Origin of the sequence: Cupriavidus sp. H18C1 (assembly GCF_049311595.1) — a bacterium.
GTDB lineage: Bacteria > Pseudomonadota > Gammaproteobacteria > Burkholderiales > Burkholderiaceae > Cupriavidus > Cupriavidus cauae.
This window is the reverse complement of the sequence record NZ_CP186008.1, coordinates 114,646-138,428: the sequence shown is the minus strand read 5'-3', so window position 1 is coordinate 138,428 and position 23,783 is coordinate 114,646. Positions and strand designations below refer to the sequence as shown.

23 protein-coding genes and 4 pseudogenes are annotated in these 23,783 nt (G+C 65.5%); 20 read left to right on the top strand and 7 right to left on the bottom strand.

Going from position 1 to position 23,783, the window contains the following annotated elements:
* Positions 1-156: 156 nt before the first annotated feature.
* From OJJOAM_RS00645 to OJJOAM_RS00615, 7 genes and pseudogenes are all read left to right on the top strand, one after another.
* A complete protein-coding gene (locus OJJOAM_RS00645) occupies positions 157-1,482 on the top strand; it encodes an MmgE/PrpD family protein (protein WP_422648556.1) in 1,326 nt (441 codons plus the stop codon).
* A gap of 108 nt (positions 1,483-1,590) precedes the next feature.
* A complete protein-coding gene (locus OJJOAM_RS00640; RefSeq protein WP_422648555.1) occupies positions 1,591-2,457 on the top strand; it encodes a LysR substrate-binding domain-containing protein in 867 nt (288 codons plus the stop codon).
* Between the two features lie 152 nt (positions 2,458-2,609).
* A pseudogene (locus OJJOAM_RS00635) lies at positions 2,610-2,720 on the top strand (hypothetical protein); the annotation flags it as partial.
* A gap of 88 nt (positions 2,721-2,808) precedes the next feature.
* A pseudogene (locus OJJOAM_RS00630) lies at positions 2,809-3,372 on the top strand (acyl-CoA dehydrogenase family protein); the annotation flags it as partial.
* A gap of 13 nt (positions 3,373-3,385) precedes the next feature.
* On the top strand, positions 3,386-3,775 hold the full coding sequence (locus OJJOAM_RS00625) for an acyl-CoA dehydrogenase family protein (RefSeq protein ID WP_422648554.1): 390 nt from the start codon (positions 3,386-3,388) through the stop codon (positions 3,773-3,775).
* Positions 3,776-3,825: 50 nt separating this feature from the next.
* Positions 3,826-5,973 carry an acetate--CoA ligase family protein gene (locus tag OJJOAM_RS00620; RefSeq protein WP_422648553.1) on the top strand — a complete coding sequence of 716 codons (2,148 nt, stop codon included), beginning with the start codon at positions 3,826-3,828 and terminating at the stop codon, positions 5,971-5,973.
* Between the two features lie 31 nt (positions 5,974-6,004).
* The gene (locus OJJOAM_RS00615) at positions 6,005-6,841 is read left to right on the top strand and encodes an alpha/beta fold hydrolase (RefSeq protein WP_422648552.1); all 837 of its coding nucleotides are present in this window, start codon (positions 6,005-6,007) and stop codon (positions 6,839-6,841) included.
* A 21-nt stretch (positions 6,842-6,862) separates the two neighbouring features.
* Here the strand turns inward: OJJOAM_RS00615 and OJJOAM_RS00610 are convergent, their stop codons facing one another.
* Positions 6,863-7,810 (bottom strand): LysR family transcriptional regulator, encoded by a 948-nt coding sequence (locus OJJOAM_RS00610; RefSeq protein WP_422649633.1) that lies wholly within the window; start codon positions 7,808-7,810, stop codon positions 6,863-6,865.
* Between the two features lie 79 nt (positions 7,811-7,889).
* On the opposite strand from OJJOAM_RS00610, the gene OJJOAM_RS00605 reads away from it, so the two are divergent.
* Positions 7,890-8,507: a LysE family translocator gene (locus OJJOAM_RS00605; protein ID WP_422648551.1), complete on the top strand. Its 618-nt coding sequence runs from the start codon at positions 7,890-7,892 to the stop codon at positions 8,505-8,507.
* A 31-nt stretch (positions 8,508-8,538) separates the two neighbouring features.
* Here the strand turns inward: OJJOAM_RS00605 and OJJOAM_RS00600 are convergent, their stop codons facing one another.
* Together OJJOAM_RS00600 and OJJOAM_RS00595 are read right to left on the bottom strand one after the other, a co-directional pair.
* Positions 8,539-8,808, bottom strand: a complete 270-nt coding sequence (locus tag OJJOAM_RS00600; protein WP_422648550.1) for a hypothetical protein — start codon at positions 8,806-8,808, stop codon at positions 8,539-8,541.
* 101 nt (positions 8,809-8,909) lie between these two features.
* Positions 8,910-10,103, bottom strand: a complete 1,194-nt coding sequence (locus OJJOAM_RS00595) for an MFS transporter (protein WP_422648549.1) — start codon at positions 10,101-10,103, stop codon at positions 8,910-8,912.
* A 267-nt stretch (positions 10,104-10,370) separates the two neighbouring features.
* Between OJJOAM_RS00595 and OJJOAM_RS00590 the strand changes: the two genes are divergently transcribed.
* From OJJOAM_RS00590 to OJJOAM_RS00580, 3 genes are read left to right on the top strand one after another with little or no spacing between them, the layout of a single operon-like run.
* Entirely contained in the window at positions 10,371-11,162 is a 792-nt protein-coding gene (locus OJJOAM_RS00590) for a winged helix-turn-helix transcriptional regulator (RefSeq protein ID WP_422648548.1), read from the top strand.
* Complete coding sequence (locus OJJOAM_RS00585; protein ID WP_422648547.1) at positions 11,159-11,410, top strand: hypothetical protein; 252 nt, start codon at positions 11,159-11,161, stop codon at positions 11,408-11,410. Before OJJOAM_RS00590 ends, OJJOAM_RS00585 begins: the two co-directional genes overlap by 4 nt.
* Positions 11,371-11,568 (top strand): hypothetical protein, encoded by a 198-nt coding sequence (locus OJJOAM_RS00580; RefSeq protein WP_422648546.1) that lies wholly within the window; start codon positions 11,371-11,373, stop codon positions 11,566-11,568. The genes OJJOAM_RS00585 and OJJOAM_RS00580 overlap by 40 nt, the downstream gene beginning before the upstream one ends.
* Before the next feature lie 72 nt (positions 11,569-11,640).
* On the opposite strand, the gene OJJOAM_RS00575 is transcribed toward OJJOAM_RS00580, so the two are convergent.
* A complete protein-coding gene (locus OJJOAM_RS00575; RefSeq protein WP_422648545.1) occupies positions 11,641-11,961 on the bottom strand; it encodes a nuclear transport factor 2 family protein in 321 nt (106 codons plus the stop codon).
* Positions 11,962-12,072: 111 nt separating this feature from the next.
* On the opposite strand from OJJOAM_RS00575, the gene OJJOAM_RS00570 reads away from it, so the two are divergent.
* The 3 genes from OJJOAM_RS00570 (at position 12,073) to OJJOAM_RS00560 (ending at position 14,394) form a co-directional block, all read left to right on the top strand.
* Positions 12,073-13,014: a LysR family transcriptional regulator gene (locus tag OJJOAM_RS00570; RefSeq protein ID WP_422648544.1), complete on the top strand. Its 942-nt coding sequence runs from the start codon at positions 12,073-12,075 to the stop codon at positions 13,012-13,014.
* A gap of 171 nt (positions 13,015-13,185) precedes the next feature.
* Entirely contained in the window at positions 13,186-13,773 is a 588-nt protein-coding gene (locus OJJOAM_RS00565; protein WP_422648543.1) for a TetR/AcrR family transcriptional regulator, read from the top strand.
* 117 nt (positions 13,774-13,890) lie between these two features.
* Positions 13,891-14,394, top strand: a complete 504-nt coding sequence (locus tag OJJOAM_RS00560; protein WP_422648542.1) for a hypothetical protein — start codon at positions 13,891-13,893, stop codon at positions 14,392-14,394.
* A 158-nt stretch (positions 14,395-14,552) separates the two neighbouring features.
* Here the strand turns inward: OJJOAM_RS00560 and OJJOAM_RS00555 are convergent, their stop codons facing one another.
* Entirely contained in the window at positions 14,553-15,461 is a 909-nt protein-coding gene (locus OJJOAM_RS00555; RefSeq protein ID WP_422648541.1) for an AraC family transcriptional regulator N-terminal domain-containing protein, read from the bottom strand.
* A 255-nt stretch (positions 15,462-15,716) separates the two neighbouring features.
* Here OJJOAM_RS00555 and OJJOAM_RS00550 point away from each other — a divergent pair.
* From OJJOAM_RS00550 to OJJOAM_RS00525, 6 genes and pseudogenes are all read left to right on the top strand, one after another.
* Positions 15,717-17,097, top strand: a pseudogene (locus tag OJJOAM_RS00550) (NAD-dependent succinate-semialdehyde dehydrogenase).
* 124 nt (positions 17,098-17,221) lie between these two features.
* Entirely contained in the window at positions 17,222-18,043 is an 822-nt protein-coding gene (locus OJJOAM_RS00545; RefSeq protein ID WP_422649632.1) for a LysR substrate-binding domain-containing protein, read from the top strand.
* A gap of 142 nt (positions 18,044-18,185) precedes the next feature.
* Positions 18,186-19,404 (top strand): annotated as a pseudogene (locus OJJOAM_RS00540) (CaiB/BaiF CoA transferase family protein).
* Positions 19,401-19,523 carry a hypothetical protein gene (locus tag OJJOAM_RS00535; RefSeq protein ID WP_422648540.1) on the top strand — a complete coding sequence of 41 codons (123 nt, stop codon included), beginning with the start codon at positions 19,401-19,403 and terminating at the stop codon, positions 19,521-19,523. The pseudogene OJJOAM_RS00540 and the gene OJJOAM_RS00535 overlap by 4 nt, the downstream one beginning before the upstream one ends.
* On the top strand, positions 19,510-20,271 hold the full coding sequence (locus tag OJJOAM_RS00530; protein WP_422648539.1) for an enoyl-CoA hydratase-related protein: 762 nt from the start codon (positions 19,510-19,512) through the stop codon (positions 20,269-20,271). The genes OJJOAM_RS00535 and OJJOAM_RS00530 overlap by 14 nt, the downstream gene beginning before the upstream one ends.
* A gap of 90 nt (positions 20,272-20,361) precedes the next feature.
* A complete protein-coding gene (locus OJJOAM_RS00525; RefSeq protein WP_422648538.1) occupies positions 20,362-21,348 on the top strand; it encodes a Bug family tripartite tricarboxylate transporter substrate binding protein in 987 nt (328 codons plus the stop codon).
* A gap of 158 nt (positions 21,349-21,506) precedes the next feature.
* Here OJJOAM_RS00525 and guaA read toward each other — a convergent pair whose 3' ends face one another.
* A complete protein-coding gene (gene guaA, locus OJJOAM_RS00520; RefSeq protein ID WP_422648537.1) occupies positions 21,507-23,126 on the bottom strand; it encodes a glutamine-hydrolyzing GMP synthase in 1,620 nt (539 codons plus the stop codon).
* Complete coding sequence (locus OJJOAM_RS00515) at positions 23,101-23,715, bottom strand: hypothetical protein (RefSeq protein WP_422648536.1); 615 nt, start codon at positions 23,713-23,715, stop codon at positions 23,101-23,103. Before OJJOAM_RS00515 ends, guaA begins: the two co-directional genes overlap by 26 nt.
* Between the last annotated feature and the right edge of the window lie 68 nt (positions 23,716-23,783).

Sequence of the window (23,783 nt, the reverse complement as noted above, 5' to 3'; positions counted from 1 at the left end):
TTCGGCCCGCTGCCATGAGAAAAACTCAATACAGCGCCGCTGGTCCCGCACCGCCCTGGCATTCCTGTATGTCATACCTGCACGATCAATTGGAAGTTGCCATCCGCACCGCCCTGCGCGAGCATCGGCGCCAGCCTGCCAACGTGAACGGACCCCATGACCATCATCGAGACCTTTTCCGCCTTCGCCCAGCAGCCCGGCCCCGGCGCGCGCTCCAGCGAAGTGATCCACCACGCCAAGCGTGCGGTGATCGACTGGTATGCGGCATTGCTGCCGGGCGCGGTCGTCGCGCCTTGCACGCTGCTGGAGCGTGCCTGCGCCGACGATCTCGATCGCGGCGATGCCCGCCTGGCGCTGGGCCGCCCGGCCACTGCGCGAACGGCGGCGCTGATCAACGGCACTGCCGCGCATACGGTGGAGGTCGACGACATCTACAAGCACGCGATCTACCATCCGGGCGCGCCCACGATCGCGGCCGCGCTTGCCGCCGCCCAGCAACGCCGGGCAAGCGGCGCGGCATTCCTGCACGCGGTGGTGATCGGCTACGAGATCTCGACGCGGATCGGCGCGGCGCTTGGCCGCACGCATTACCGTTACTGGCACAACACCGGCACCGTCGGCACCTTTGGCGCCGCCGCGGCCGCCGCGGCCCTGTTCCAACTCGATGCCGCGCGCTTTTCGCATGCGCTTGCCACCGGCGCCACCTTCGCCGCGGGCCTGCAGCAGGCGTTTCGCATGGACTCGATGTCCAAGCCGCTGCATTCGGGCCGGGCCGCCGAGGCGGGGCTGTTGGCCGCGACGGCGGCCGAGGCCGGGGTCACCGGCTCGCTCGACGTGATCGACGGCGAAGCGGGCCTGGGACGCGCGATGAGCGACGGGCCGGATTGGCAGGCGGCTGCCGCAACACTGGGCCGCGATTTCCATATCACGCAGATCACCTTCAAGAACCACGCCTGCTGCGGCCACACCTTCGCCGCGATCGACGGCGCACAGGTCTTGCAGCGCGCGCATGGGTTCTCCGTCGACGATATCGCCGCGGTGCGGATCGGCACCTATCGCCCGGCCCTCGATGTTGCCGGCAACCCCGACCCGCGCACCGCGGCCGAGGCCCGCTTCAGCGTGCCGTTTGTCGTGGCCTCCGCGCTGATCCATGGCAGCGTGCGGCTGGCCGCCTTCTCCGCGGAACGGCTGGCCGATCCGGCGATCCGCGCCCTGATGTCGCGCATCGAACTGTCGGTCGACGGCCAGCTCGATGCCGCCTTCCCGGGACAACGCGCGGCGCGCGTCACGGTACGCCTGCGCGATGGGCGCGAACTGACCCATCTGCAGCCGAACCGCAAGGGCGATCCCGAAGAGCCGCTGAGCGATGCCGACCTCGACGACAAGTTCGTCGAGCTGGTGGAGCCGGTGCTGGGCCCGGCCCGAACGCGCACGCTGCTGCGGCAGCTGTGGTCGCTCGACAGCGCGGTCTCGTTGCCCTGAGGGGGATGGTGCGTCCGACGGCATAGATATAATGAAAAGTCATTGCTCGGACGCGACAACATGGCTCGGCGTATTCCCCCCTTGAACCCGCTGCGGGTCTTCGAAGTCGTGGCACGCAGTCAGAACCTGACCGTTGCCGCGCAGGAATTGCACGTTTCCCAGTCGGCGGTCAGCCGGCAGATCGCGGTACTCGAGGGCTACCTGGGCGTCGAGCTGTTTCGGCGAGAACGCCACGGCGTCTCGCTGACGCGCGTCGGCCAGGCCTATGCCGAGGAGGTCGTCCCGGCCTTCGATGCCATTGCCACCGCGACGGCGCGGCTGCTGAAGAACACCTCGCAGGGCGCACTGCGCGTGCGCACCTACACGACCTTCGCGGCGAAATGGCTGATCCCGCGGCTGCCGGACTTCCAGGCCCAGTATCCCAGCGTCGAAGTGCGCATCGACAACGCGATTCCCGATGTCGACTTCGATCGCGATCCCGCCGATCTTGCCATCCAGTTCGGCGACGGCCGCTGGCCCCGCGTCAGCGCCGACTTCCTGTTCCACGACGAGATCGAACCGGTCTGCACGCCCGAATACCTGCGCACGCATCGCGGCGGCAGCCGCGGCAAGCCCGAAGCGCTGCTGCGCCACCGCCTGCTGGTGTCGCACTATCGCCGCAACGACTGGGATGATTGGCTGGCGTTCGCGGGCCTGACCGAGATGGCCGAGCGCACCGAACGCATGAGCTTCGGCAGTTCGGTGCTGACCTGGCAGGCCGCCCTCGATGGGCTTGGCATCGCGATCGGACAGGCGGCCATGCTGCAGGCCGAGCTGGCCTCCGGCCGCCTGATCCGGCCATTCGCGCGGCCGCTGGTACGCAGCAAGTCCTACTATCTGGTCCGGCCGGCCGTGCAGCGCGAGTCCCGCAAGGTGACGGCATTCCGGGACTGGCTGCTCGACACCGTGGCGCGCGAACAGCGTGCGGCGAAATGAACGACGCGCGTCGAGCGCCGCGTATCGCCCGACGCTGCAGGCAGCGTCAGGTATGACGATAAGTTCTACCTGCCCTCCAAACACGAAGTTCACAACCGTCTCGGGATAGCGGAAGCTGATGCCTGGCTTCTGCCCCATCCCGAGACATCGACATGAACTTTGAACTCAGCGAAGAGCATCAGGCATTTGCGGAATCGGTGCGCCGGTTCGCCCAGGACAAGCTCGCGCCCGGCGCGCTGCGACGCGCGCATTCCGCCCAGTACCCGTGGGACGCGGCACGCATGCTGGCCGAGCAGGGATTGCTCGGCATCGCCTTCCCCCGAAGAGGACGGCGGCCAGGGCGGCACGCTGATGCACGCGGTCATCGCGATCCAGGAAATCGCGCTGGTCTGCCCGAAGAGCGCGGACATCGTGCAGGCCGGCAATTTCGGGCCGATCCGCACCTTCGTCGAATACGCGACGCCAGAACAGAAGGCGCGCTTCCTGCCCGATGTGCTCGCCGGCCGCAAACTGATCGCGCTCGGCATGACGGAGCCGGAGGCTGGCTCCGCCGTCACCGAACTGCGCACCACCGCGCGCCGCGACGGCGACCACTACGTGATCGACGGCAGCAAGATCTTCTCCACGCACAGCCCCGAGGCCGAGCTGTTCCTGATCTACGTACGCTTTGGCCCGGGCGTCAACGGCATCGGTTCGGTGCTGGTGGAACGCGGCGCGCCGGGCTTTCAGGTCGGCGAGCCGTCGAAATTCATGAGCGGCGAGGAATGGTGCCAGCTCTATTTCGAGGACTGCCGCATTCCCGCGGACAACCTGCTGCTTGGCGAAGGCGGCTTCAAGCGCCAGATCGCCGGCTTCAACGTCGAGCGGCTGGGCAACTCGTCGCGCGCCCTCGCGCTCGGCCGCCACTGCTTCAACGTCGCGCGCGAACATGCGATGGTGCGCAAGCAGTTCGGTCGCGAATTGTGCGAATTCCAGGGGGATTCAATGGAAGTTCGCGGAGATGGCCTTGAAGCTCGAATCCGCCCAGCTTCTGCTGTATCGCGCGGCCATGGAGGGCGAGCACGGCCTGCCGTCGGCGCATAGCACGGCAATGGCCAAGCTGGCCTGCAACCAGGCAGGCTGGGACGTCGCCAACGAGGCGCTGCAGATCATGGGCGGCATGGGCTACAGCCAGGAATCGATCGTCGAATATTGCCTGCGCCGCATCCGCGGATGGATGATCGCCGGTGGCTCGATCGAGATGCTCAAAAATCGCATCGCCGAGGGCGTGTTCGGCCGATCGTTCCCGCAGCGCCCGCCCAGGCCGGCCACAAACTGAGCAGGCCAGCCGACCGCTCCGATTTCCCTCATACCCCGTTTCCAGTTGCGATGAATTCAACCTCTCCAGCATCCGGCCACATCGACTCCGCCCTCGCGCAGGCGCTGCTGTCTCCGCGCAGCGTGGCGCTGTTCGGCGCGTCCGACGACCCGGCCAAGACCGCGGGACGGCCGTTGAAATTCCTGCGTGCCGCCGGCTATCGCGGAACGATCTATCCGATCAATCCGAACCGCGATACGGTGCAGGGCGAAACCGCCTATCCGAGCCTGGCTTCGCTGCCGCAGGTCCCTGACCATGTCTTCGTGCTGACGCCGACCGAGACCGTGCTCGATGTGGTGCACGAGAGCGCCCGCCTCGGCGTCAAGGTGGTGACCATCCTCGCCAGCGGCTTTGCCGAGTCAGGGCCCGAAGGCGCGGCCAGGGAAGCGGAACTGCATGCCCTGAGCCGGCAGACCGGCATCCGCGTGCTCGGCCCCAGCAGCCTCGGTGTCATCCACCCGCGGGCCGGCGTCGTGCTGACCGCCAATGCGGCCTTCGCCGAGCCGGAACTGCCGCGGGGACGCGTGTTCGTCGCCTCGCACAGCGGCAGCATGATCGGCGCGCTGGTCTCGCGCGGCAAGGCGCGCGGCGTCGGCTTTGCGGGACTGGTGTCGGTCGGCGGAGAGACCGACCTGTGCATCGGCGAAATCTGCTCGGCCACGCTCGACGATCCCGCCATCGACGGCTACCTGCTGTTTCTCGAGAGCCTGCGCCACGGCGACAAGCTGCGTGCCTTCGCGATCGAGGCCGCCCGGCGCGGCAAACCCGTGATCGCCTACAAGCTCGGGCGATCGGCCGCTGCCGCCGAGATGGCCGCGACCCACACCGGGGCGCTGGCCGGCGAGGACGACATCGCCGATGCCTTCCTGAAGGATCTCGGCATTGCGCGCGTCGGCGTGCTGGAAGCGCTGCTGGAAGCGTTCCCGCTGGCACGGCGCATTCCGTTGGCGCAGCCGGGTACGCCGTCACACGGCGAGCCTCACAGCCAGCTACACAGCACGCCACGCCCGCAGCCACGCCGCGTGGGCGTGGTCACCACCACGGGCGGCGGCGCGGCGATGGTCGTCGATCAGCTCGGTGTCCGCGATGTGGTGGTGGAACCGGCCTCCCCGGCGACGCTCGACAAGCTGGCCGCGGCCGGTATCGCGGTCTCGACGGGACGCGTGCTCGACCTGACGCTGGCGGGCACCAACTACAAGGTCATGAAGACGGCGCTCGACATCATGTTCGAGGCACCGGAGTTCGATATCGTGCTGGCCGTCGTCGGCTCCTCGGCGCGCTTCCAGCCGCAGCTCGCGGTCAAGCCGATCATCGACAGCGCCGACAGCGCCAAGCCGCTGGCCGCGATGCTGGTGCCCGACGCACCCGAGGCGCTGGCCGCGCTGACGGCCGCCGGCGTGCCATGCTTCCGTTCGCCCGAACCGTGTGCCGATGCCATTGCCGCGGTACTGGCACGACGCGCTCCCGGCATTCAACCCGCGGCGCAACCGAAGCGCAATCGGCCGCCGCGCGCGCTGAGCGAAGCGCAGGCCTACGCCGTGCTGGAACGGCTCGGCGTGCCGTACGCGCCTGCGATCACGCTGCCGATCGACGGCCCCGTGCCGGCGCTGCCCTTCGGCTATCCGGTAGTCGCCAAGGTCTGCTCGCCGGAGATTCCGCACAAGACCGAAGTGGGCGGCGTGGTGCTCGGCATTCAGGACGCCCGTCAACTGGAAAACGCATTGGCGGCGCTGCAGACCAACGTGGCCGAGCGCGCGCCGACCGTGCGATGCGATGAAGTCCTGGTGCAGCCGATGACCAAGGGCCTGACCGAGGTGCTGGTCGGCTACCGTATCGATCCGGACGCCGGCCCGATCATCATGCTGGCCGCCGGTGGCATCTGGGCCGAAGTGGCGCGCGATCGAAGCATCCGGCTGGCGCCGGTGACGGTCGAGGTCGCGCGCGACATGGTCGCCGAAGTGAAGGCCCTGAAGACGGTGTCGGGGCTGCGCGGCAAGGCCCGCGGCGACCTCGAGGCGCTGGCCAGGGCCGTCTGCGCGCTGTCCCAGCTGGCGGTGCGCCCGGAGCTCGGCATTGCCGAAGCGGAAGTCAACCCGATGATGGTGCTGCCCGAGGGGCAAGGTGTGCTCGCCGTCGATGCCCTCGTGCTGACATCGTGAGTTCCCCCCGCCCTTCCCCACGCCCCCCGCGATGAACCCAGAACTGATCCGCCTGGACCGACGCGCCGAGACCTGCGTCGTGCACGATGCCGACCGGGCGATGGTCTGGCGCAAGTTCGGCGGCGGGCCGCCGCTGGTGCTGATCCATGGCGGCCATGGCAACTGGATGCATTGGGTCCGCAATATCGAGCCCTTGTCGGCAACCCACACGCTGTGGGTGCCCGATCTGCCGGGCTTCGGCCAGTCCGATGCGCTGCCGGGAGATCCCCACGCCGCCGATCGGCTCGATCGCCTGGTCGGCACCGTCATCGCGACGCTGGACCGCCTGGTCGGTGCGGATGCGATCGTCTCGCTCGCCGGCTTTTCCTTCGGCGGACTGGTGGCCGCCCAAGTCGCGGCCAGGCGCGGCGGCACGGCGCGGCTCGCCCTGCTGGGGCCCGCCGGACACGGCGGCACGCGGCGCCAGCGCATGGAGATGATGGACTGGCGCAAGGACGATCCCCACGCCATGCGAGTCGCGCTGCGGCACAATCTGCTCGCGCTGATGCTGCATGAGGAACGCGGCATCGACGAGACCGCCATGCTGGTGCACGAGCTTGCCTGCCGCGCGACGCGATTTCGCAGCAAGGCAATCTCGCGGCAGGCGCTGTTGGAAACCGCGTTGGACACTTTCAATGGGCCCACGCTGCTGATGTGGGGCGAGCACGATGTCACCGCCTCGCCGATCGATGCGGCCAGCCGCCTGGCGGGGACCGCGACGCATCGTGACTGGTGCCTCGTTCCGGGCGCGGGACACTGGGTCCAGTACGAGCGCCATCGCGAGGTCAATACGCTGCTGGCGCGCTGGTTCGGCCCGGCAGCACGCTGACGCTGGCGTAGCCAAGCCAGCTCAATCCGCACGCAGACGGTCCAGGGCCGCTGTCGTTTTCAGCCACTCGAGCACCGCGGCAGCGGGAGTGCCGGCCCGGATTGGCACCGGCGACAACAGGTAATAGCGCGAGCCGTCCTCGACAAACCCCATCGGCGCAGCCAGCGTGCCGTTGGCGATATCGTCCTGCACCAGATGCCAGGGCCCGACAGCAACGCCAAGGCCCGCCACCGCGGCCTGCAGGCTGAAGTAAAAATGCTCGAAGTTCTGTTCCGGCGCGCGCGACAGCGTCTGTCCTGTGATGTCGGCCCAGGTCCGCCAGGCGTGCGGCCTTGTCCTCGCATGCAGGCGCGGTGCGGAAGGACGCAGGCCGGTGCCGCCCTTGCGCACGGCAAACCATGCGCCGACCTGGTCCGGCCGGCACACCGGACCGACCCGTTCGACGAACAAGGGCGCCGCGTGGATGCTGTCGGGCCAGGCGAAGTCATCGCGCCGGATCGCAAGGTCGATCCCGCTGTCGAACGCGACCGGCCCGCCGCCGGCCACGAGATGGACGTCGAGTTCGGGATGCCGCGCCTTGAAGTCTGGCCAGCGCGGAATCAACCAGCGCATCAGCAAGGTCGGCTCGCATGACAGCACCCATTGGCGTGCCTGCCTCGCACTGGCGCGCAGCTCGCGAGTGGCCTGCCGGATCACGCCAAGGCCATCGCGCACCGCGTGCGAGAGCTTGCGCCCGGCGTCGGTCAGGAAAACGCGGCGGCTGCGTCGTTCGAACAGCGCCACGCCGAGGTCGTCCTCCAGCGTCCGCACCGCGCGGCTGACGGCGCCATGCGTCAGATGCAGTTCGTCGGCGGCGCGGCTGAAATTCTCCAGCCGCGCTGCGGCCTCGAAGCAGCGCAGGGCCAGCAGTGAAGGCAGGCGGGTGTCGTTCGATGGTGAGCTGGACTCACCATGATGGTCAGAAAACATCGTTATTCGTCGGTGGCCGGCATCCCTAAGATAGGGCTCTACCGTGGCACTTCGCACAAGGGAACCGACAGAGTAAACCATGACCGAACTGTTAGCTGTCATCACCATTACGCTGCTCGCCGTGATCAGCCCCGGACCGGACTTTGCGATGGTCACCCGCAACAGCCTGGTGCTGTCGCGCCGCGCCGGTGTGCTGACGGCACTGGGCATCGGGCTTGGCGTGCTGATTCATGTCAGCTACACCATCCTGGGCGTCGGCGTGCTGATCCAGCAGTCGCTATGGCTGTTCCAGACGGCCAAATGGATGGCCGCCATCTATCTGGTCTATCTGGGCATCGGCATGCTGCGCGCCAGGCCGGGCGGCGCGATTGCTGATGGCAACACCGCGGCGCTGTCGGACCTCGCCGCCTTGCGCACCGGTCTGCTGACCAATGCGCTGAATCCCAAGACGACCGTCTTTATCGTCAGCCTGTTCATGCAGGTAGTGCGGCCCGATACGCCGCTGGCGACGCAGATCGGCTACGGCGCCTTCATTGCCATTGCCCATATCGGCTGGTTCAGCCTGGTCGCGGTGTGCCTGTCGACGGGCACCGTGCGCGAGCGGCTGCTGTCCGTGCGGCACTGGATCGATCGGATCTTCGGCACCCTGCTGGTATCGTTTGGCGTGTTGCTGGCGGTGGCGCGCGGCGCGCGTTGAAGTGCGTCACCGCGCGGGCCTGCCAATCGCGCTACTCGCCGAACTCCCGCTGGATGCGCGGCGCCTGCGGGCATTGCCGGTCCAGCGACTCGCGGTACTTGACGCAGCCGCGCAGGAACTGCGGCCAGTCCGGTACCGCGGGCGTATGCGTGGCGGCATCGGGCAGCAAGGCCCACAGGTCCGGGTGATGCCAGCACAGGTCGTGGCCCGAGGCATCCCGATGGCGGCGGATGCCGGCTCGCAATCGCTTCACTTCTTCGATCAGCTGCTCGCGGCTCATCGTCTCGATGTCGTCGTCCATGGTGTCCTCCTGCGTGGCGTTCGTGTCCTGCGTTTCGTGGGCCGGAGATGGCGCCAGGCGTTGCGCTTTCGTTTGCGGCGCCCCCCTTCGAAACCTTCAGCTTAGGCCGGTTGCGCGCAGGCCGCCGAGCCCTTTGGCATATGGCGCAGCGTCAACGCCCAGAATGCCAGCGCCGCGGCACTGATGCCGGCGCCGAGCAGGCAAACCGCTTGCCACCCGGCCGCCGCATAGACCCATGTCGATGCAATGGCGCCCAACCCGCTGCCCACCGAATAGAACAGCATGTAGCAGCCGACGAGCCGGCTGTGCGCGTCGCGCTGCGCCGCGAAAATCATGCTCTGGTTCGCGACATGGATGGCCTGCCCGCCGAGGTCCAGCGCGACGATGCCGATCACCAGCCACCACAGGCCGTGCGCATCGAACCACCACAGCGGCAGCCATGAGAGCAGCAACACCAGCAAAGCGCCGCCGGTGACCTGCTGGCCGAGCCCACGATCGGCGAGACGGCCGGCACGCGCCGCCGCCAGCGCACCCACCACGCCGACCAGCCCGAAGGCGCCGATCGCCGTGTGCGACAGCCCATAAGGCGGCGCGCTCAGCGGCAAGACCAGCGCGCTCCAGAACACGCTGAACGCGGCGAACATCAGCATCGCGATCGTGCCGCGAATCTGCAGCACGCGTTCCTGCCGCAGCAAGGTCAGCATCGACAGGATCAGCCGCGGATAGCTCAGCTGTGCCATCGCAGGCGATTGTGCCGGCAGACGACGCCACAGGATCAGCGACAGAGCCAGCATCGCCAGCGCCGAGAACAGATACACGCCACGCCATCCGGCCATATCGGCGATCAGGCCGGCGAGCACGCGCGCCAGCAACAGGCCGATCACGACACCACCCTGCGCGGCCCCCACGACCCGTCCGCGCTCCGAGGGCGCGCCGGCGGTCGCCGCATAGGCGATCAAACCCTGCGTCATCGCGGTACCCAACATGCCGACGGCCAGCATGCCGGCCAGCAGCGCCGGCGCCGATGCGGCCGCGGCCACCGCGATCAGCGCGCCCACCAGCGCAGCGGCTTGCCACAGCATCAAGCGCCGCCGATCCATGCGATCGCCCAGCGGCACCAGCAGCAACAAGGCCAGCGCACAGCCGACCTGCGTAGCGGTGATCACGCCGCCGACCGCGGCATGGTCCAGCGCAAACTCCGCGCCCAGCGCGTCCAGCAAGGGCTGCGCGTAGTAGACGTTCGCCACGCTGAGCCCGCAGGCGCAGGCAAACAGCGCCAACAAGGCGCTGGGCATCGGGCTCGTGGACGGCGTTTGTTGCTTGGGTACAGGTCCTGTCGGCGGTTCCCCCGGCATGGTTTCTCCTTTCGTCGAGGTGGTTTCAAACGTGGTTTCCAGCCTGGCCTCGAAGGTGGCCTCGAAGGTGGCCTCGAAGGTGGCCTCCCACGTGCGCTCAAGCTGGTTTCAAATCAAGACCGGTTTGATTGTAGGCAAACTGGTCTTAAAATGAAAACCACCAAGACGAAATGAGTTCCGGCTCATGCCTTTACCGAAGGAGCACGCATGGCAAAACGTCGCGACAACCAGACGGAAACCTGTCCGGTTGCCCGCTCACTCGACCTGATCGGCGATCGCTGGTGCCTGCTGATCGTGCGCGACGCCTTCGATGGCGTGCGCCGCTTCAGCGAATTCCAGCGGCGGCTCGGCGTGGCACGCAGCATCCTGGCCGATCGCCTGCGCCTGCTGGTCGAAGCCGGCATCTTCGAGATCAGCCCGGCGTCGGACGGCACGTCGTATCAGGAATATGTGCTGACGCCCAAGGGCGAGCGGCTATTTCCGGTGATCGTGGCCTTGCGGCAATGGGGCGAGCAGCATCTGTTCGGATCGCGAGAGGCCCGTTCGGTACTGATCGACAAGGGCACCGGAAAACCGCTGGCTCCAATGGAGCCGCGGTCGGCGGACGGGGGAGGTGGTGGGGGCTTGGGAGACGGTGGTAAAGGTGCCGAAGGCGATTTGAGGAAAGTGGCTCCAATGCTTCACTTCCTCTGTTGCGGACGGATATGGCTTTGCAAGCGTCGTCACCGCGATGGCCTTGTGCCGATATACTCCGCCAATACCACGGAGCTTCCAATGAGCAAGGTCTCCCTATCCAAATACAACGTCCCTATCAAGGAACGAACCAAGGTCACTAGCGCGCCCAGTCCCGACAAGGTCGCGCCGAGCACGAAGGTCGAACATTCGCTTGATGGGCGGATCGTCGTGATCGAGAACGCTGACTCATCCACCGTTCAGGAAGCCGCTCGCAAGGTCATCCAGAAACATCATGAAGTGATCAAGCGCCTGGCCAAGCGATGAACAAGGGCTTCATCTCGATCACTGCAGATCAGGTACGTGAGATTCATGACCTGATTCTCGAGACCGAGATCGGGCTGGCCGGCGAGCACCCGGGATATCTGGAAGGTGCGCTCCATCGCGTCGCTGCGGCACAGTTCTATGAAGGCGTCGATGACCTCTTCGAGCTGGCGGCTCACTATGCGAGGCCATTGGCCAAGGGCACTGCTTCGTGGATGCCAACAAGCGGACAGGTCTTGTCACATGCCTGACGTTTCTCGAACTGCATGGCGTCACCGTGCAGAAGAACGATGACCTCGAAGATGCCATGGTGGATCTCACCACGAGGGATCTCGGGCTGTCCGATTTCGCCACCCTTCTATTCTCGTTGGCTGAGTACGCCGACAGCAGCGAGTCGGCAGGAGGATAAAAAAGGCCTCCCGGGAGGCCGTTTCTTCGCTGCTCCGCCCGCAGCTCCTACGTGAACGCTGCAACCCGGGCATCAATGAATCCGAAGCCCGACGATCTTGTCGCCCTCCACGGTAAAGAGAAATTCCAGCGTAATCGGACTGTTCGGAAATTCGCCGGACACCCTGGCGCGGACAGCGATCTCGTCGCCCTTGCGCGACATCTCGATCGGCTCGGCGACGTGGCGGTACTTCGCCTTGGCCGCCAACCACCACGCGCGTATCGCGCCGACGCCCTGATGCCGTGCGCCCTCATCTTCAAGCACCGCATCGGTCGCGAAGGCCCGTGCGATGGCCTCGGCATCGTTGCCCCTGTCCGCCTCGAAATACGCGTTCACAACGGCCGGAATATTCATTGTTTCGCTCCTGTTCCTGCTTGCTGGCAAAGTTCGGGATGAAGTTTAGGGCTTGACCATTGTGCAGATAAAGAAGATAAAACCGGATGCCATGATGAAAAACTCGGGACAATGGAACGGACCTCTCTTCAGGACCTGGAAGCCGTCATCGCGATCGCGCGCCGTGGAACGTTCCGCGCAGCCGCGATCGATCTCGGGATGTCGACGACGGCGCTGAGCCATGCCATTGGCAAGCTCGAGGCGAATCTCGGCGTTCGCCTGTTCAATCGCACCACCCGCAGCGTCTCGCTGACGGATGCCGGTCGGCAATTCGTCGACAACGTTGGCCCTGCGCTGCAGGATATTCACGGCGCGTTGGCGGCCGTGGGCTCGCAACGCGAAACGCCTGCCGGGACGCTACGGATCAATGCCGCCGCCTTTGCCGCGCGGGAGATCATTTCCCCGCTGGTGCTGGAATTCCTCCGCCGCTACCCGGAGATGAACGTCGACCTGGTCACCGAAGGACGATTGGTGGATATCGTCGCCGATGGCTTCGATCTCGGCGTGCGCGTCGCCGACCTCGTCCCGAGCGACATGATCGCCGTGTCGCTGGGCCGGCCCCAACGCTACGCCGTCGTGGGTTCGCCCGAGTACTTCGAGAATCATCGGAAGCCTCGCGTCCCTCCCGATCTGCTGAAGCACCCATGCGTGCGGGTACGCCTGCCTGACGGAACGCTGTATCGGTGGCGATTCGAGAAGGCTGGCGAGACCGTGCAGATGGACGTGCGCGGCCAGATCACGCTCGACGAGGCGAGCCTGGCGCGGACCGCGGTGATCGAGAGTATCGGCCTGGGCTACTTCATGGAGCAGGACGTGCTGGCCGATATCGAGGCAGGACGGCTGGTTCGCGTGCTGGCAGATTGGACGCCGCATTTGCCGGGGCTCTGCCTCTATTACCCTGGCCGGCGCAATCACTCCGCCGGCATGAAGGCATTCCTGGCGTTGGCTCGCGAGGTGGCGGATCGGGAGCGGAACCGGCACTCCCCGGCTCGGCGAGGCGGCCAACGCCGCTGAATAGGCTTCCCGTTGTCGCGAGCGTCATCCCATGCCGCGTGCGCGAAAAGCCTTGACAACACAACCGACCAACTAGTAGATTGGTCCAAACGTTGAATGCAGAGCGCAGCATCCCGGCAGCTGGGTCAGCGATGTCTCGCATGCGTATTCCACCATCCAGCCCTATTGCCGATGAATATGGGACTTTCCCCCCGCGCGAGCGAAATCGCCGAGCATACGAAGCAATTGCTCGCCGCCGGCGGTTATCACGGATTCAGTTATGCGGATCTGTCCGAGCGCGTGCATATCGGCAAGCCGAGCATCCATCATCATTTTCCGAGCAAGGCAGACCTGGTTCTGACTGTGGTCAGGCTGCACCGCGCGCAGGCAGTGCAAGGGATGGCCGCGCTCGATCAACAGATCGATGACCCGCTGGCGCGGCTGACGGCCTATATCGATTACTGGTCCCGGTGCATAGGCGATGGCACTTTGCCGATATGCATTTGCGCGATGCTTGCCGCCGAATTGCCCATGATCCCGCAAGAGATCGCGCATGAGGTGCGAGCCTATTTTGGCGACCTGACCGCATGGCTGGCAACGGTCCTTGAAGCCGGTGCGGCGAGAGGACAATTCCATCTGCGCGATACCGCCCTGGTCGAGGCACAGACGTTCATGTCCACGGTACATGGTGCCATGTTGACGGCACGGGCTTTCGAAAATCCCGAGGTATTCGCCTCGATCTCGCAAACGGCGATCAGACGGCTGACCGGGTCGAACTGACCGCCTTTTACCGGCCGCGAGCCGGCTATTTTTTCATCGCGCTACCGACCAACTAGTTGGTTGTCATGCAGGTGAAGTCCGTTGTTTCAACGCGTGGTTTGAAGGAGTGATCGTCCTATGCCGCATCCGATTTCCGCCCTGGGGTCCGGGCACACCGTCATCAGCATCGTCCCCGTCATCGCGGGCCTCTATAGCTTCGCGCGCTATTTCAGGATCGACAGCGCCACGCAAGCGGGCAGGATCTACCTCGGCGGGCTGGTGCTGTCGGTGCTGACATCGTTCGCGCTGTCCAGCACCGGCGGCTTCAACGTCGGCCATGCGCTCGGCATCCTGGCGCTGCTGGCCATTTCCGTCGCGCTGTTGCTGCAGCAGGCTTCCGTCTTGCCGCGTGCCCAACCCTACCTGTCCCAGTTCGGATTCACGTTCAGCTTCTTCCTGCTGATGGTCCCCGGCATCAACGAGACGCTGACGCGACTGCCCGCCGCTCATCCTCTTGCGGACGGCCCGCAATCGCCTGTGGTGCGCGGCACACTGGCCGCGTGGCTGATCGTCTTTGTGGTCGGCTCCGCGTTGCAGGCTTGGTGGATGCGTTCGCAACGCCGGCGCGCGCCACTTGCCTGATCCGGCTACGCGGCCCTCCGAAGTCGCGTGGGCCGCGACCGCTGCACGCCAGGCATCGTTCATCAGGGCCAGCGCAATCGTCGACCGGTTGGTTGCTCCGCCTTGTCCGTCATGCCGGCGCGGCCCTGGCCGCGCCCGAACCGCGGCGATGCGTGGCGTCAGTGCGATGACACAAACGGCGAGCCAGCATGCGCGGGCGGCACGGCAAATTCCGCCTTCATCCGCTTGACCTCTTCGACGGGGCTTCGCCCGAACAGGCGCTTGAATTCCCTGCTGAACTGCGAGGGACTGTCATAGCCGACTTCGGCACTGGCGGCCGCCGCGGTCATGCCACTGCGGACCATATGCAGGCGAGCCTGATGCAATCGGATCGACTTCAGGTACTGCACCGGCGAGGTCTTGGTGACGGCTTTGAAGTGGGCGTGGAACGTAGGCACGCTCATCCCGGCTTCGCGCGCCAGCTGCTCGACACTGACGTCGACATGAAAAGACGCATGGATGCGGCGCAAGGCTCGGGCAATCTTGCCGAACTGCCCATGCATGGACAGCGCGGCGCGCATCGATGCCCCTTGCTCTCCGGTCAACACATGGAAGTAGATTTCCCGCACCAGCGCCGGGCCAAGAATCTGGGCTTCCAGAGGCCGGCTCATCGCCTCAAGAAATCGAACCAGCGATTCGCATAGCCGGCTGTCCATCGGGGTAGACATCATGCCCCGCGGCTCGGTCGGCTCCATGCCGCCATGCTGGTCGATCTGCAACATCAGATCCGCGGCGAGCTTGAAATCGAGGTGCATGTAGATCGCCAGCAGCGGCTCCGATTCGCTGGCGTCCGTTTCCATGGTGAATGGCACGGGCACCGAAACCGCGAGGTAATGCCGATCGTCGTACAGGTAAATCCGATCGCCGAAATACCCGCGTTTCCTGCCCTGGCAAACGATCACGATTCCGGGATCGTAGAGCACCGGCACCGCCTTCAATGGGCGGTTGGAACGCAGGAATCGCACATCGGGCAACGCCGACAAGTTATATCCTTCGCGCGGCGCGAGCGCTGCCAGCATGGACACCATGCGCTGTACCAACATCGATTGGCTTGGCGCCTCGCTTTTGCCAGATCGAGCCATGGCCTGAACCTCTTGTCTGCACTGCGGCGTAGCTTAGCAGCACCCTTGCCGAAATTCTTGCCGCTCATAGGATCAGGCAAACATCAGAGACCCGCTGCCATGGAGTCATGCGCAGCTTGATTCCATTATTCAATCCGCAGCGCCAGGCCGCGTCGTGGTGACGCGGCGCGCATTGCTATCAACTGGAGCGGTGGAACTCTCATGATCGACGTACTCAACCCTGCAGACGGATCGCGCGTCGGGGGCCGCGCCCCACATGAACGGCGCGGGGGTAAAGGCAGCAATAGACAGAACCTGCAGCGCATTCCCGGCATGGTCGCGCAAACTCGCCAAGGAACGCAGCGAGCTGCTTCGCCGCTGGTTCGAACTGGTCAGGGACGACAAGCAGGTCTTTGCCGAACTGATGGTCAAGGAAAACGGCAAGTGCCTTGCCGAAGCACTGGGCGAAATCGACTACGGGCTCGGCTTTATCGAGTGGTATGCCGAGGAAGCCAAACGGGTCTATGGCGACACCATCCCGTCCCACGCCAATGATGCCGCCGTGATGGTCATCAAAGAGCCGGTTGGGCCGACCGCGGCCATCACGCCGTGGAATTTCCCGTTCATGATGATCACGCGCAAAGTCGCCACGGCACTGGCGGCCGGTTGCACCATGATCATCAAGCCTTCCGAAGAAACGCCGCTGACCGCCTACAAGCTGCTCGAGTACGCGCGCAAGGCGGGCATTCCGGAGGGCGTATTCGAAATGGTCACCGGCAACCCGCAAGAGATCGGTGCGCTCTTTACCGGCGATGACCGGATCCGCAAGATCTCGTTCACCGGCTCCACCGCCGTCGGCAAATTGCTGGCCGAGGCCAGCGGGCGCGCGTTGAAAAAGATGACACTGGAATTGGGCGGCAATGCGCCTTTCATCGTCTTCGACGACGCCAATTTGGACGACGCTGTCAGCGGCCTGATCGCCGCCAAGCTGCGAAATTCCGGCCAGGTCTGCATTTCGCCCAACCGCATCTACGTGCAGGATGGCGTCTACGATCGCGTCGTCGCCGCCGTGGTGGAAAAAGTCTCCCAATTCCGCGTGGACCAGGGATTGCAGCCGGAATTCGTCGTCGGGCCACTGATCAATCAAGCGGGCTTCGACAAGGTCGTTCAGCTCGTCGAAGACACGAAGCGGCGCGGTGGCAAAGTTCTGCTCGGCGGCAAACCGCACGAGAAAGGCGGACTGTTCCATGAACCCACCGTCCTCACCGATCTCGATGACGATATGCCGATCGCCCATACCGAGATCTTCGGACCGGTCTTCCCCTTCTACCGCTTCCGTGATGAAGCCGAAGTCGTGAGCAGAGCCAACAACACCGCATACGGACTCGTAGCTTATGCCTACACGCGCGACCTCGGCCGAGCCTTTCGCTTGTCCCGCGATATCGAGGCGGGCATGGTGATCCTGAATTCCGGCTCTGTGGGCACCGCCTCGGTGCCATTCGGCGGGGTCAAGCATTCGGGGTACGGGCGCGAAGGCAGCTTCTATGGGATCGAGGAGTATGTCGAGGTCAAATACGTATTGATGAGCGGCTTGGCGTCCTGACTCCACGGGGCATAGGGCGTTATAGTGACGACCACTCAGCGTACGCTTCCTGTGACTGCCATGGTCCGTCGCGCCCTGCTTCCCCCCACTGAATCCGGCCCGAGCATTCGAAGCCACCGGGCGGCTGCTCAGCATTTCCAAGGCTGCCGATGAGTTGTGTGTCACGCCCGCCGCGGTCAGCAGGCAGGTACGCGCGCTGGAAAGCTACCTCGGAACGCCTCTGTTCGTCCGCGTACACGGCGGGCTGGAATTGACGCCGGCCGGCGCGCGTTACCTTTCCGACCTGATACCGCTGTTCGAGACATTGCGGGAAGCCACCCTGGCGGTGACCAACAGCAGCCCTGGCCGGAACACCTTGCGGATCAGATCGCCCGCCACGTTCGCGGTGCGCTGGCTGATCCCCCGGCTCGCGAGCTTTCACCAGCTGCACAAGGACATCGACGTTCAGCTCATGACCTCGTTCGCGCCGTTGGACTTCGAGCGCGAGGACATCGACGCAGGCATACAACTGGGCGACGGGCGTTGGCCGGGAATGCGAACGCTGCAGCTTGTTCGCAACGAGCTTGTTCCCGTCGCCTCGCCTGCCGTGCGCCTGACGCACAAGAAGCAGTTGGCCACGCAAACCTTGCTCCATTCGATGGCGCGCCCCGACGACTGGATGCTATGGCTGCGCGCGGCAGGCTTGCGCAACGTCAGCCCTACCCACGGCATGAAATACGAGACATCGTTGCTTGCCTATCAAGCGGCGATCGAAGGGCATGGCGTGGCCATCGCACAGAAAGCATTGATCGAGAAAGAGCTGGCGGACCGGACGCTGGTGGCGCCACTCGGTCAGACGCTCGATCGCGGCGATTACACATATTACTTCGCGTGGCCGACGGGCAAACCGCAGTCCAGCGCATTGCGCGCATTTCGCGATTGGCTGGCCACTCTCGTCGCAACCTGATCCGCCCAGGCGATCCCCTTTACAAAAAGTCAAAGCGTACGGCCCATAAAGTCGATTGCCGGCCCGGGTCCCCCTGCCTATTCTCCCCGCATCACAACTGATCGCGGCCACCAGCGAGGCCGTGTCATCCGGGAGGCAGGATATGTTGAAGCGCAGCTTGCGAGGACTGCGGGTCGTCGATTTTTCGCATGTACTCGCGGGGCCCATTTGCACCATGATGCTTGCCGACATGGGCGCCGATGTCATCAAGGTCGAACCGCCCGGTGGCGAATTGGGGCGGCAGATCGGCCCACCCTGGATAGCGGGTGAAAGCGCGGTGTACCTGAGCGTCAACCGCAACAAGCGCGGCATCGCCTTGGACCTGAAATGCGCGGATGGCCGCGAAGTTGCTCGTCGCCTGATCCAGGGCGCCGACGTAGTGGTCGAGAACTTCCAGGCCGGGCGTCATGCAGGCATTGGGCCTGGACTATGACACGCTCGCTGGCAGCAATCGCAAACTGGTGTACTGCTCGATCTCCGCCTATGGCCAAACCGGGCCGATGCGCGATCGCGCCGGTGTGGACGGAATCATCCAGGCCGCCAGCGGGCTGATGAGCACGCTTGGCACCGCGCACAGCGAGCCCATGAAGGTCGCGATCCCGGTCGCGGATATGGTGGCGGGCTATCTGGCGACGATCGCCGTCCTTGCCGCGGTCAACGCTGCCCGGCAAGGCGGCCAAGGCGAGTACCTCGACATCAGCCTGTACAACGCGACGCTGATGCTGCAGCAGATCGGGTACGCATCGTACTTCGCGACGAACGCGCTGCCTGCCAGGACGGGCAGCGCAGCCCCGTACGCGGCGCCCAATGAAGCGTATCAAACGCGTGATGGCTGGCTCATGGTCGCTGCCTACCACCCGAAGCGTTGGCAAGCACTATGCGCAGTCCTCGGAGCGCCGGACCTCGAGAACGATCCGCGCTTCGCCAGCAATGCTGACCGCGTCGCACACCGCGACGCGCTGCGCCAGGCACTGACGCCGTTGTTCCAGCAGCGCTCCACCGAAGCGTGGATCCAGGAACTGACCGTGCACGACATCTTGTGTGCGCCCGTTGCCGACTACGAGGACGTTCTCCGATCGCCGCAGTACACGGCTAGCGGCGTCGACAGCTGGGTTGACCATCCGCTCGCCGGAAAGGCGCGCATGCCCGGCTTCGCGCCGGGGCCTGCCAACGCGGCCAGTGCAGAGGATCGCGATATGCCCGCGCCTACCCTGGGCCAGCATGGCCCCGATGTCCTCGAGGAATGCGGTTATACGCGGCCTGAAATCGACGCCATGCTCGAGCGCGGCGTCCTCGTCGTTCACCCCACCCCATCCACATGACCCAGGATACGTCGATGAAATCGAATGAAGCCCGCGCAATGCGCCCCTCCACTGCCCTGCCCGACACGCTGGTCCGGCAAGACATCGCCGAAACGCGTCCTCACATTGAGCCTCAATGACCCGGACACGGGCAACGCCATGTCGGTGGCCATGGCCGAGGCGCTTGCCGAAGCCCTTGAGGCCGCCAATCGCCTGCCATACGTCCATTGCGTACTGCTGCGCTCCACCGGCGAGTATTTCTGCACCGGCGGCAACGTCAAGGACATGGAGAGCGGATCGGATCTGATGCAGGGTTCCGCGACGCAGGTCCGGGAGCGGCTGAAAGCCACGTTGCACCGAATCACCCATGCCCTGCAGGCACTGCAGGTGCCGTCGATCGCCGCGGTCAACGGGGCAGCGATCGGGGCGGGTTGCGACCTGGCGCTGATGTGCGATCTGCGCGTCGCGAGCGAGCGGGCCACCTTCGCCGAGAGCTTTCTGCGGCTGGGACTCGTGTCCGGCATCGGCGGCGCGTGGTTCCTGACCCGGCTGGTCGGAACGGCAAAGGCGCTGGAACTGACGCTGACCAGCGAATTTGTCGATGCGCCTACGGCCTTGCAGCTTGGCATGGTGTCCCGTGTCGTTTCGCCCGAGGCGCTGGACGAAGTCAGTACCACCATGGCGCGCCGGATCGCATCCAGCCCGCCCCAGGCCCTACGCATGGCCAAGCGCCTGGTATTGGATGCGGCCGAGACGACGTTGCCCGTGGCGCTGGAGACTGCGGCCGCGATGCAGGCGATCCTGCTTTGCGGTGACGAGCACAAGGCCGCCGTGCGGGATTTCCTGGGGCGCCGCGCACGACGCCACCTCTACCCGCAATCCCGCTGAAGGCGCAGCTACGGCGCTCGCTCGGGACAGGTGCATGGAACGCTGAAGCCGCTCTCACGCCGCGTCCCCATATAACAGGAGACAAACACCATGATCCCAACCACAACACGCATCGCCCGTCTGGCAGCGGCGATGGCATCGGCGGTCATTGGCCTGGCCTGCGCCATATCGGCACGGGCGGCCGACTTTCCGGAAAAGCCGATCACCTTTGTCGTGCCGTTCGGCGCCGGCAGCGCGACCGATCTGCTCGCGCGCGCCCTGTCGGCGTCGACGGCACAGCAGACCGGGAAGGCGGTCGTCGTCGAGAATCGGCCCGGCGCCAGCGGCATGATTGCTGCCCAGCATGTTGCCCGCGCCGCCGCGGACGGCTACACCGTGCTGATTACGACGAACACGACGCAAGCCGCCAATCCCCACCTTTTCAAGAAACTGCCCTACGACCCGATCACGGATTTCCTGCCCTTGACGGGATTGGGGCGTGGCGGTCAGGTGCTCGTCGTGCGCGCCGACGCGCCTTTCCGCACCGTCGACGATCTGCCGCAGGCAGCCAGGAAGGCGAGAGGAAAACTGAGCTTCGGCAGCGGCAATTCCTCCAGCCGAATGGCGGGCGAAATGCTCAAGCAGCTGACCGGTACGGACATCGTCTGGGTCGGATACAACAGCAATCCAAACGCCCTGAACGATCTGCTCGGCGGTCATATCGACATGATGGTGATCGACACGGTCACCGGTCTGTCGCAGATCAGATCGGGCAAGCTCCGCGCACTGGGCGCGTCCACCCGGGAGAGGCTGCCTGAGCTTCCGGACATACCGACCCTGGATGAGGCCGGCATCAAGGGCTACGACATGGGGTACTGGTTCGCCGCCTACGTGCCGGCAGGCACGCCCACCCCCGTCGCCGCGAAGCTGCGACAGCTACTGATTACGGCAGTCGGCAGCGCGGGAGCGCGCGCCTTCTTCCGCAATTCCGCGACACAGCCCTGGACCACGACGGCCGCCGAGCTGCGGGCGTTCCAGAATGCCGAAATCCAGAAATGGGGCCGTGTCGTCAAGGGGGCCGGGATTGAGCCGGAGTGAAAGCTGCTGCGTTGCGGGCACTGCGTTGCGGGCACTGCGTTGCGGGCACTGCGTTGCGGGCAATTGGTGGCGTTGAGCAAAAACAAAAAAAGCCCGCGGTTACGCGGGCTCAGCTTTATTTTGGTGCTACCGGGTACCGGCCGGTGCCGGACACCAGATCACTCCCACTCGATCGTCGCCGGCGGCTTCCCCGAAACGTCGTACACGACCCGGTTCAACCCCCGCACTTCATTGATGATCCGATTGGAGCAGCGGCCCAGCAGCGCATACGGCAGATGCGCCCAATGCGCCGTCATGAAGTCGGTGGTCTGCACCGCGCGCAGCGCGACGACGTAGTCGTAGGTCCGCCCGTCGCCCATCACGCCGACCGACTTGACCGGCAGGAAGACGGCGAAGGCCTGGCTGGTCAGGTCGTACCAGCTCTTGCCGACCTGGTCTTCGGTGCACAGGCCCGCGGCGGCGTCCTGTGCCGTGGCAATGGTGCCGCGCAGTTCTTCGATGAAGATCGCGTCGGCGCGGCGCAGCAGGTCGGCGTATTCGCGCTTGACCTCGCCGAGAATCCGCACGCCCAGGCCGGGGCCCGGGAACGGGTGGCGGTAAACCATTTCGGGCGGCAGGCCGAGTTCGACGCCGAGTTCGCGCACTTCGTCCTTGAACAGGTCGCGCAGCGGCTCGAGCAGCTTCAGGCCCAGCGTCTCGGGCAGGCCGCCGACGTTGTGGTGGCTCTTGATCGTGGTCTGCTTCTTGGTCTTGGTGCCGCCTGACTCCACCACGTCCGGATAGATGGTGCCCTGGGCCAACCACTTGGCACGGGTCAGCTTCTTCGCCTCGGCCTGGAACACCTCGACGAATTCGCGGCCGATGATCTTGCGCTTCTGCTCGGGATCGGTGACACCGGCGAGGTGGCCGAGGAACTGTTCCGAGGCGTCGATGTGCACGACCTTGGCGTGCAGCCGGCCGGCGAACATTTCCATCACCAGCTTGCCCTCGTCCTGGCGCAGCAGGCCGTGGTCGACGAACACGCAGGTCAGCTGGTCGCCGATCGCGCGATGGATCAGCGCCGCGGCGACCGACGAATCGACGCCGCCGGAGAGGCCGAGGATCACCTCCTCGTCGCCCACCTGCTCGCGGATCTTGGCCACGGCCTCGGCGATATGGTCGCGCATGACCCAGTCGGGGCTGGCACCGGCGATCTTCAGCACGAAACGCTCCAGCATTTCGCGGCCCTTGACCGTGTGCGTGACCTCGGGGTGGAACTGCACGGCGTAGTAGCCGCGCGCTTCGTCGGCCATGCCGGCGATCGGGCAGCTCGGCGTCGACGCCATCAGCTTGAAGCCCGGCGGCAGTTCGGTAACCTTGTCGCCGTGGCTCATCCAGACCTTCAGCATGCCGTGGCCTTCCGGCGTGACGAAGTCCTGCACGTCCTTCAGCAGCTCGGTATGGCCGTGCGCGCGGACCTCGGCGTAGCCGAACTCGCGCGTATCGCTCCACTCGACCTTGCCGCCCAGCTGCACGGCCATGGTCTGCATGCCATAGCAGATGCCGAGCACCGGCACGCCCAGGTCCCACACCGCCTGCGGCGCGCGCAGCTGATGGTCCTCATAGGTGCTGGCGTGGCTGCCCGACAGGATGATGCCCTTCGGCGCGAACTCGCGCACGAATTCGTCCGACACGTCGTTCGGATGGATCTCGCAATAGACGTGCGCCTCGCGGACGCGTCGCGCGATCAGCTGCGTAACTTGCGAGCCGAAATCAAGGATGAGGATTTTGTCGTGCATGATGGGGAGCGATTGACGTGTCGACCGGTTCGACATCGGTCACCACTTCGGTGCCCGGACCGTAGCCGGGCGGCGGCGTGATGACCGGCTCGCGCCGGACTTCGGAGGATGGGGTTGGGTGAATGGTCGGCGCAGCGGCCGCGGGTCGGTTGGCCGCCGCCAGTTCGGCCTCGCGGCGCAGCAGTTCCTCGCGCTCGCGATTGCGGATGCGCTTGGCCAGCGGAATCTGCACCAGCGCGAAGAAGGCCAGCATCGCGGCCAGCAGTCCGAGCCAGATCCGGCCGGCGCCCTGCACCGGCAGATCGAAGAAGATCAGCCAGGCCGCGATCAGCACCGCGCTGGCCAGATTGACCGGCCCGGCCATGCGTGCGACCGGCACCGTCAGCTGGCCGCGGAACGCCGCCTGGGCCAGCAGCCAGGCGAAGCCGAGCAGCGCCATGCCGAGCAGCTGTCCGTACAGCGCCGGCTGCGGCTGCGGCAGTTGCAGCGCGGCATAGAAGGTGGCGAACGGCGCGAGCAGCAGCACGGCGCCGAGCGCGAGGTCGAACAGGGCATCGAAGAACAACACGGCGCGGAGCAGGACCTTCATCGATTCTCCTTGGCGGATTGACAGGCCGACTGACGTCGACTGATTTCGGCTGATTCCGGCTGACAAAC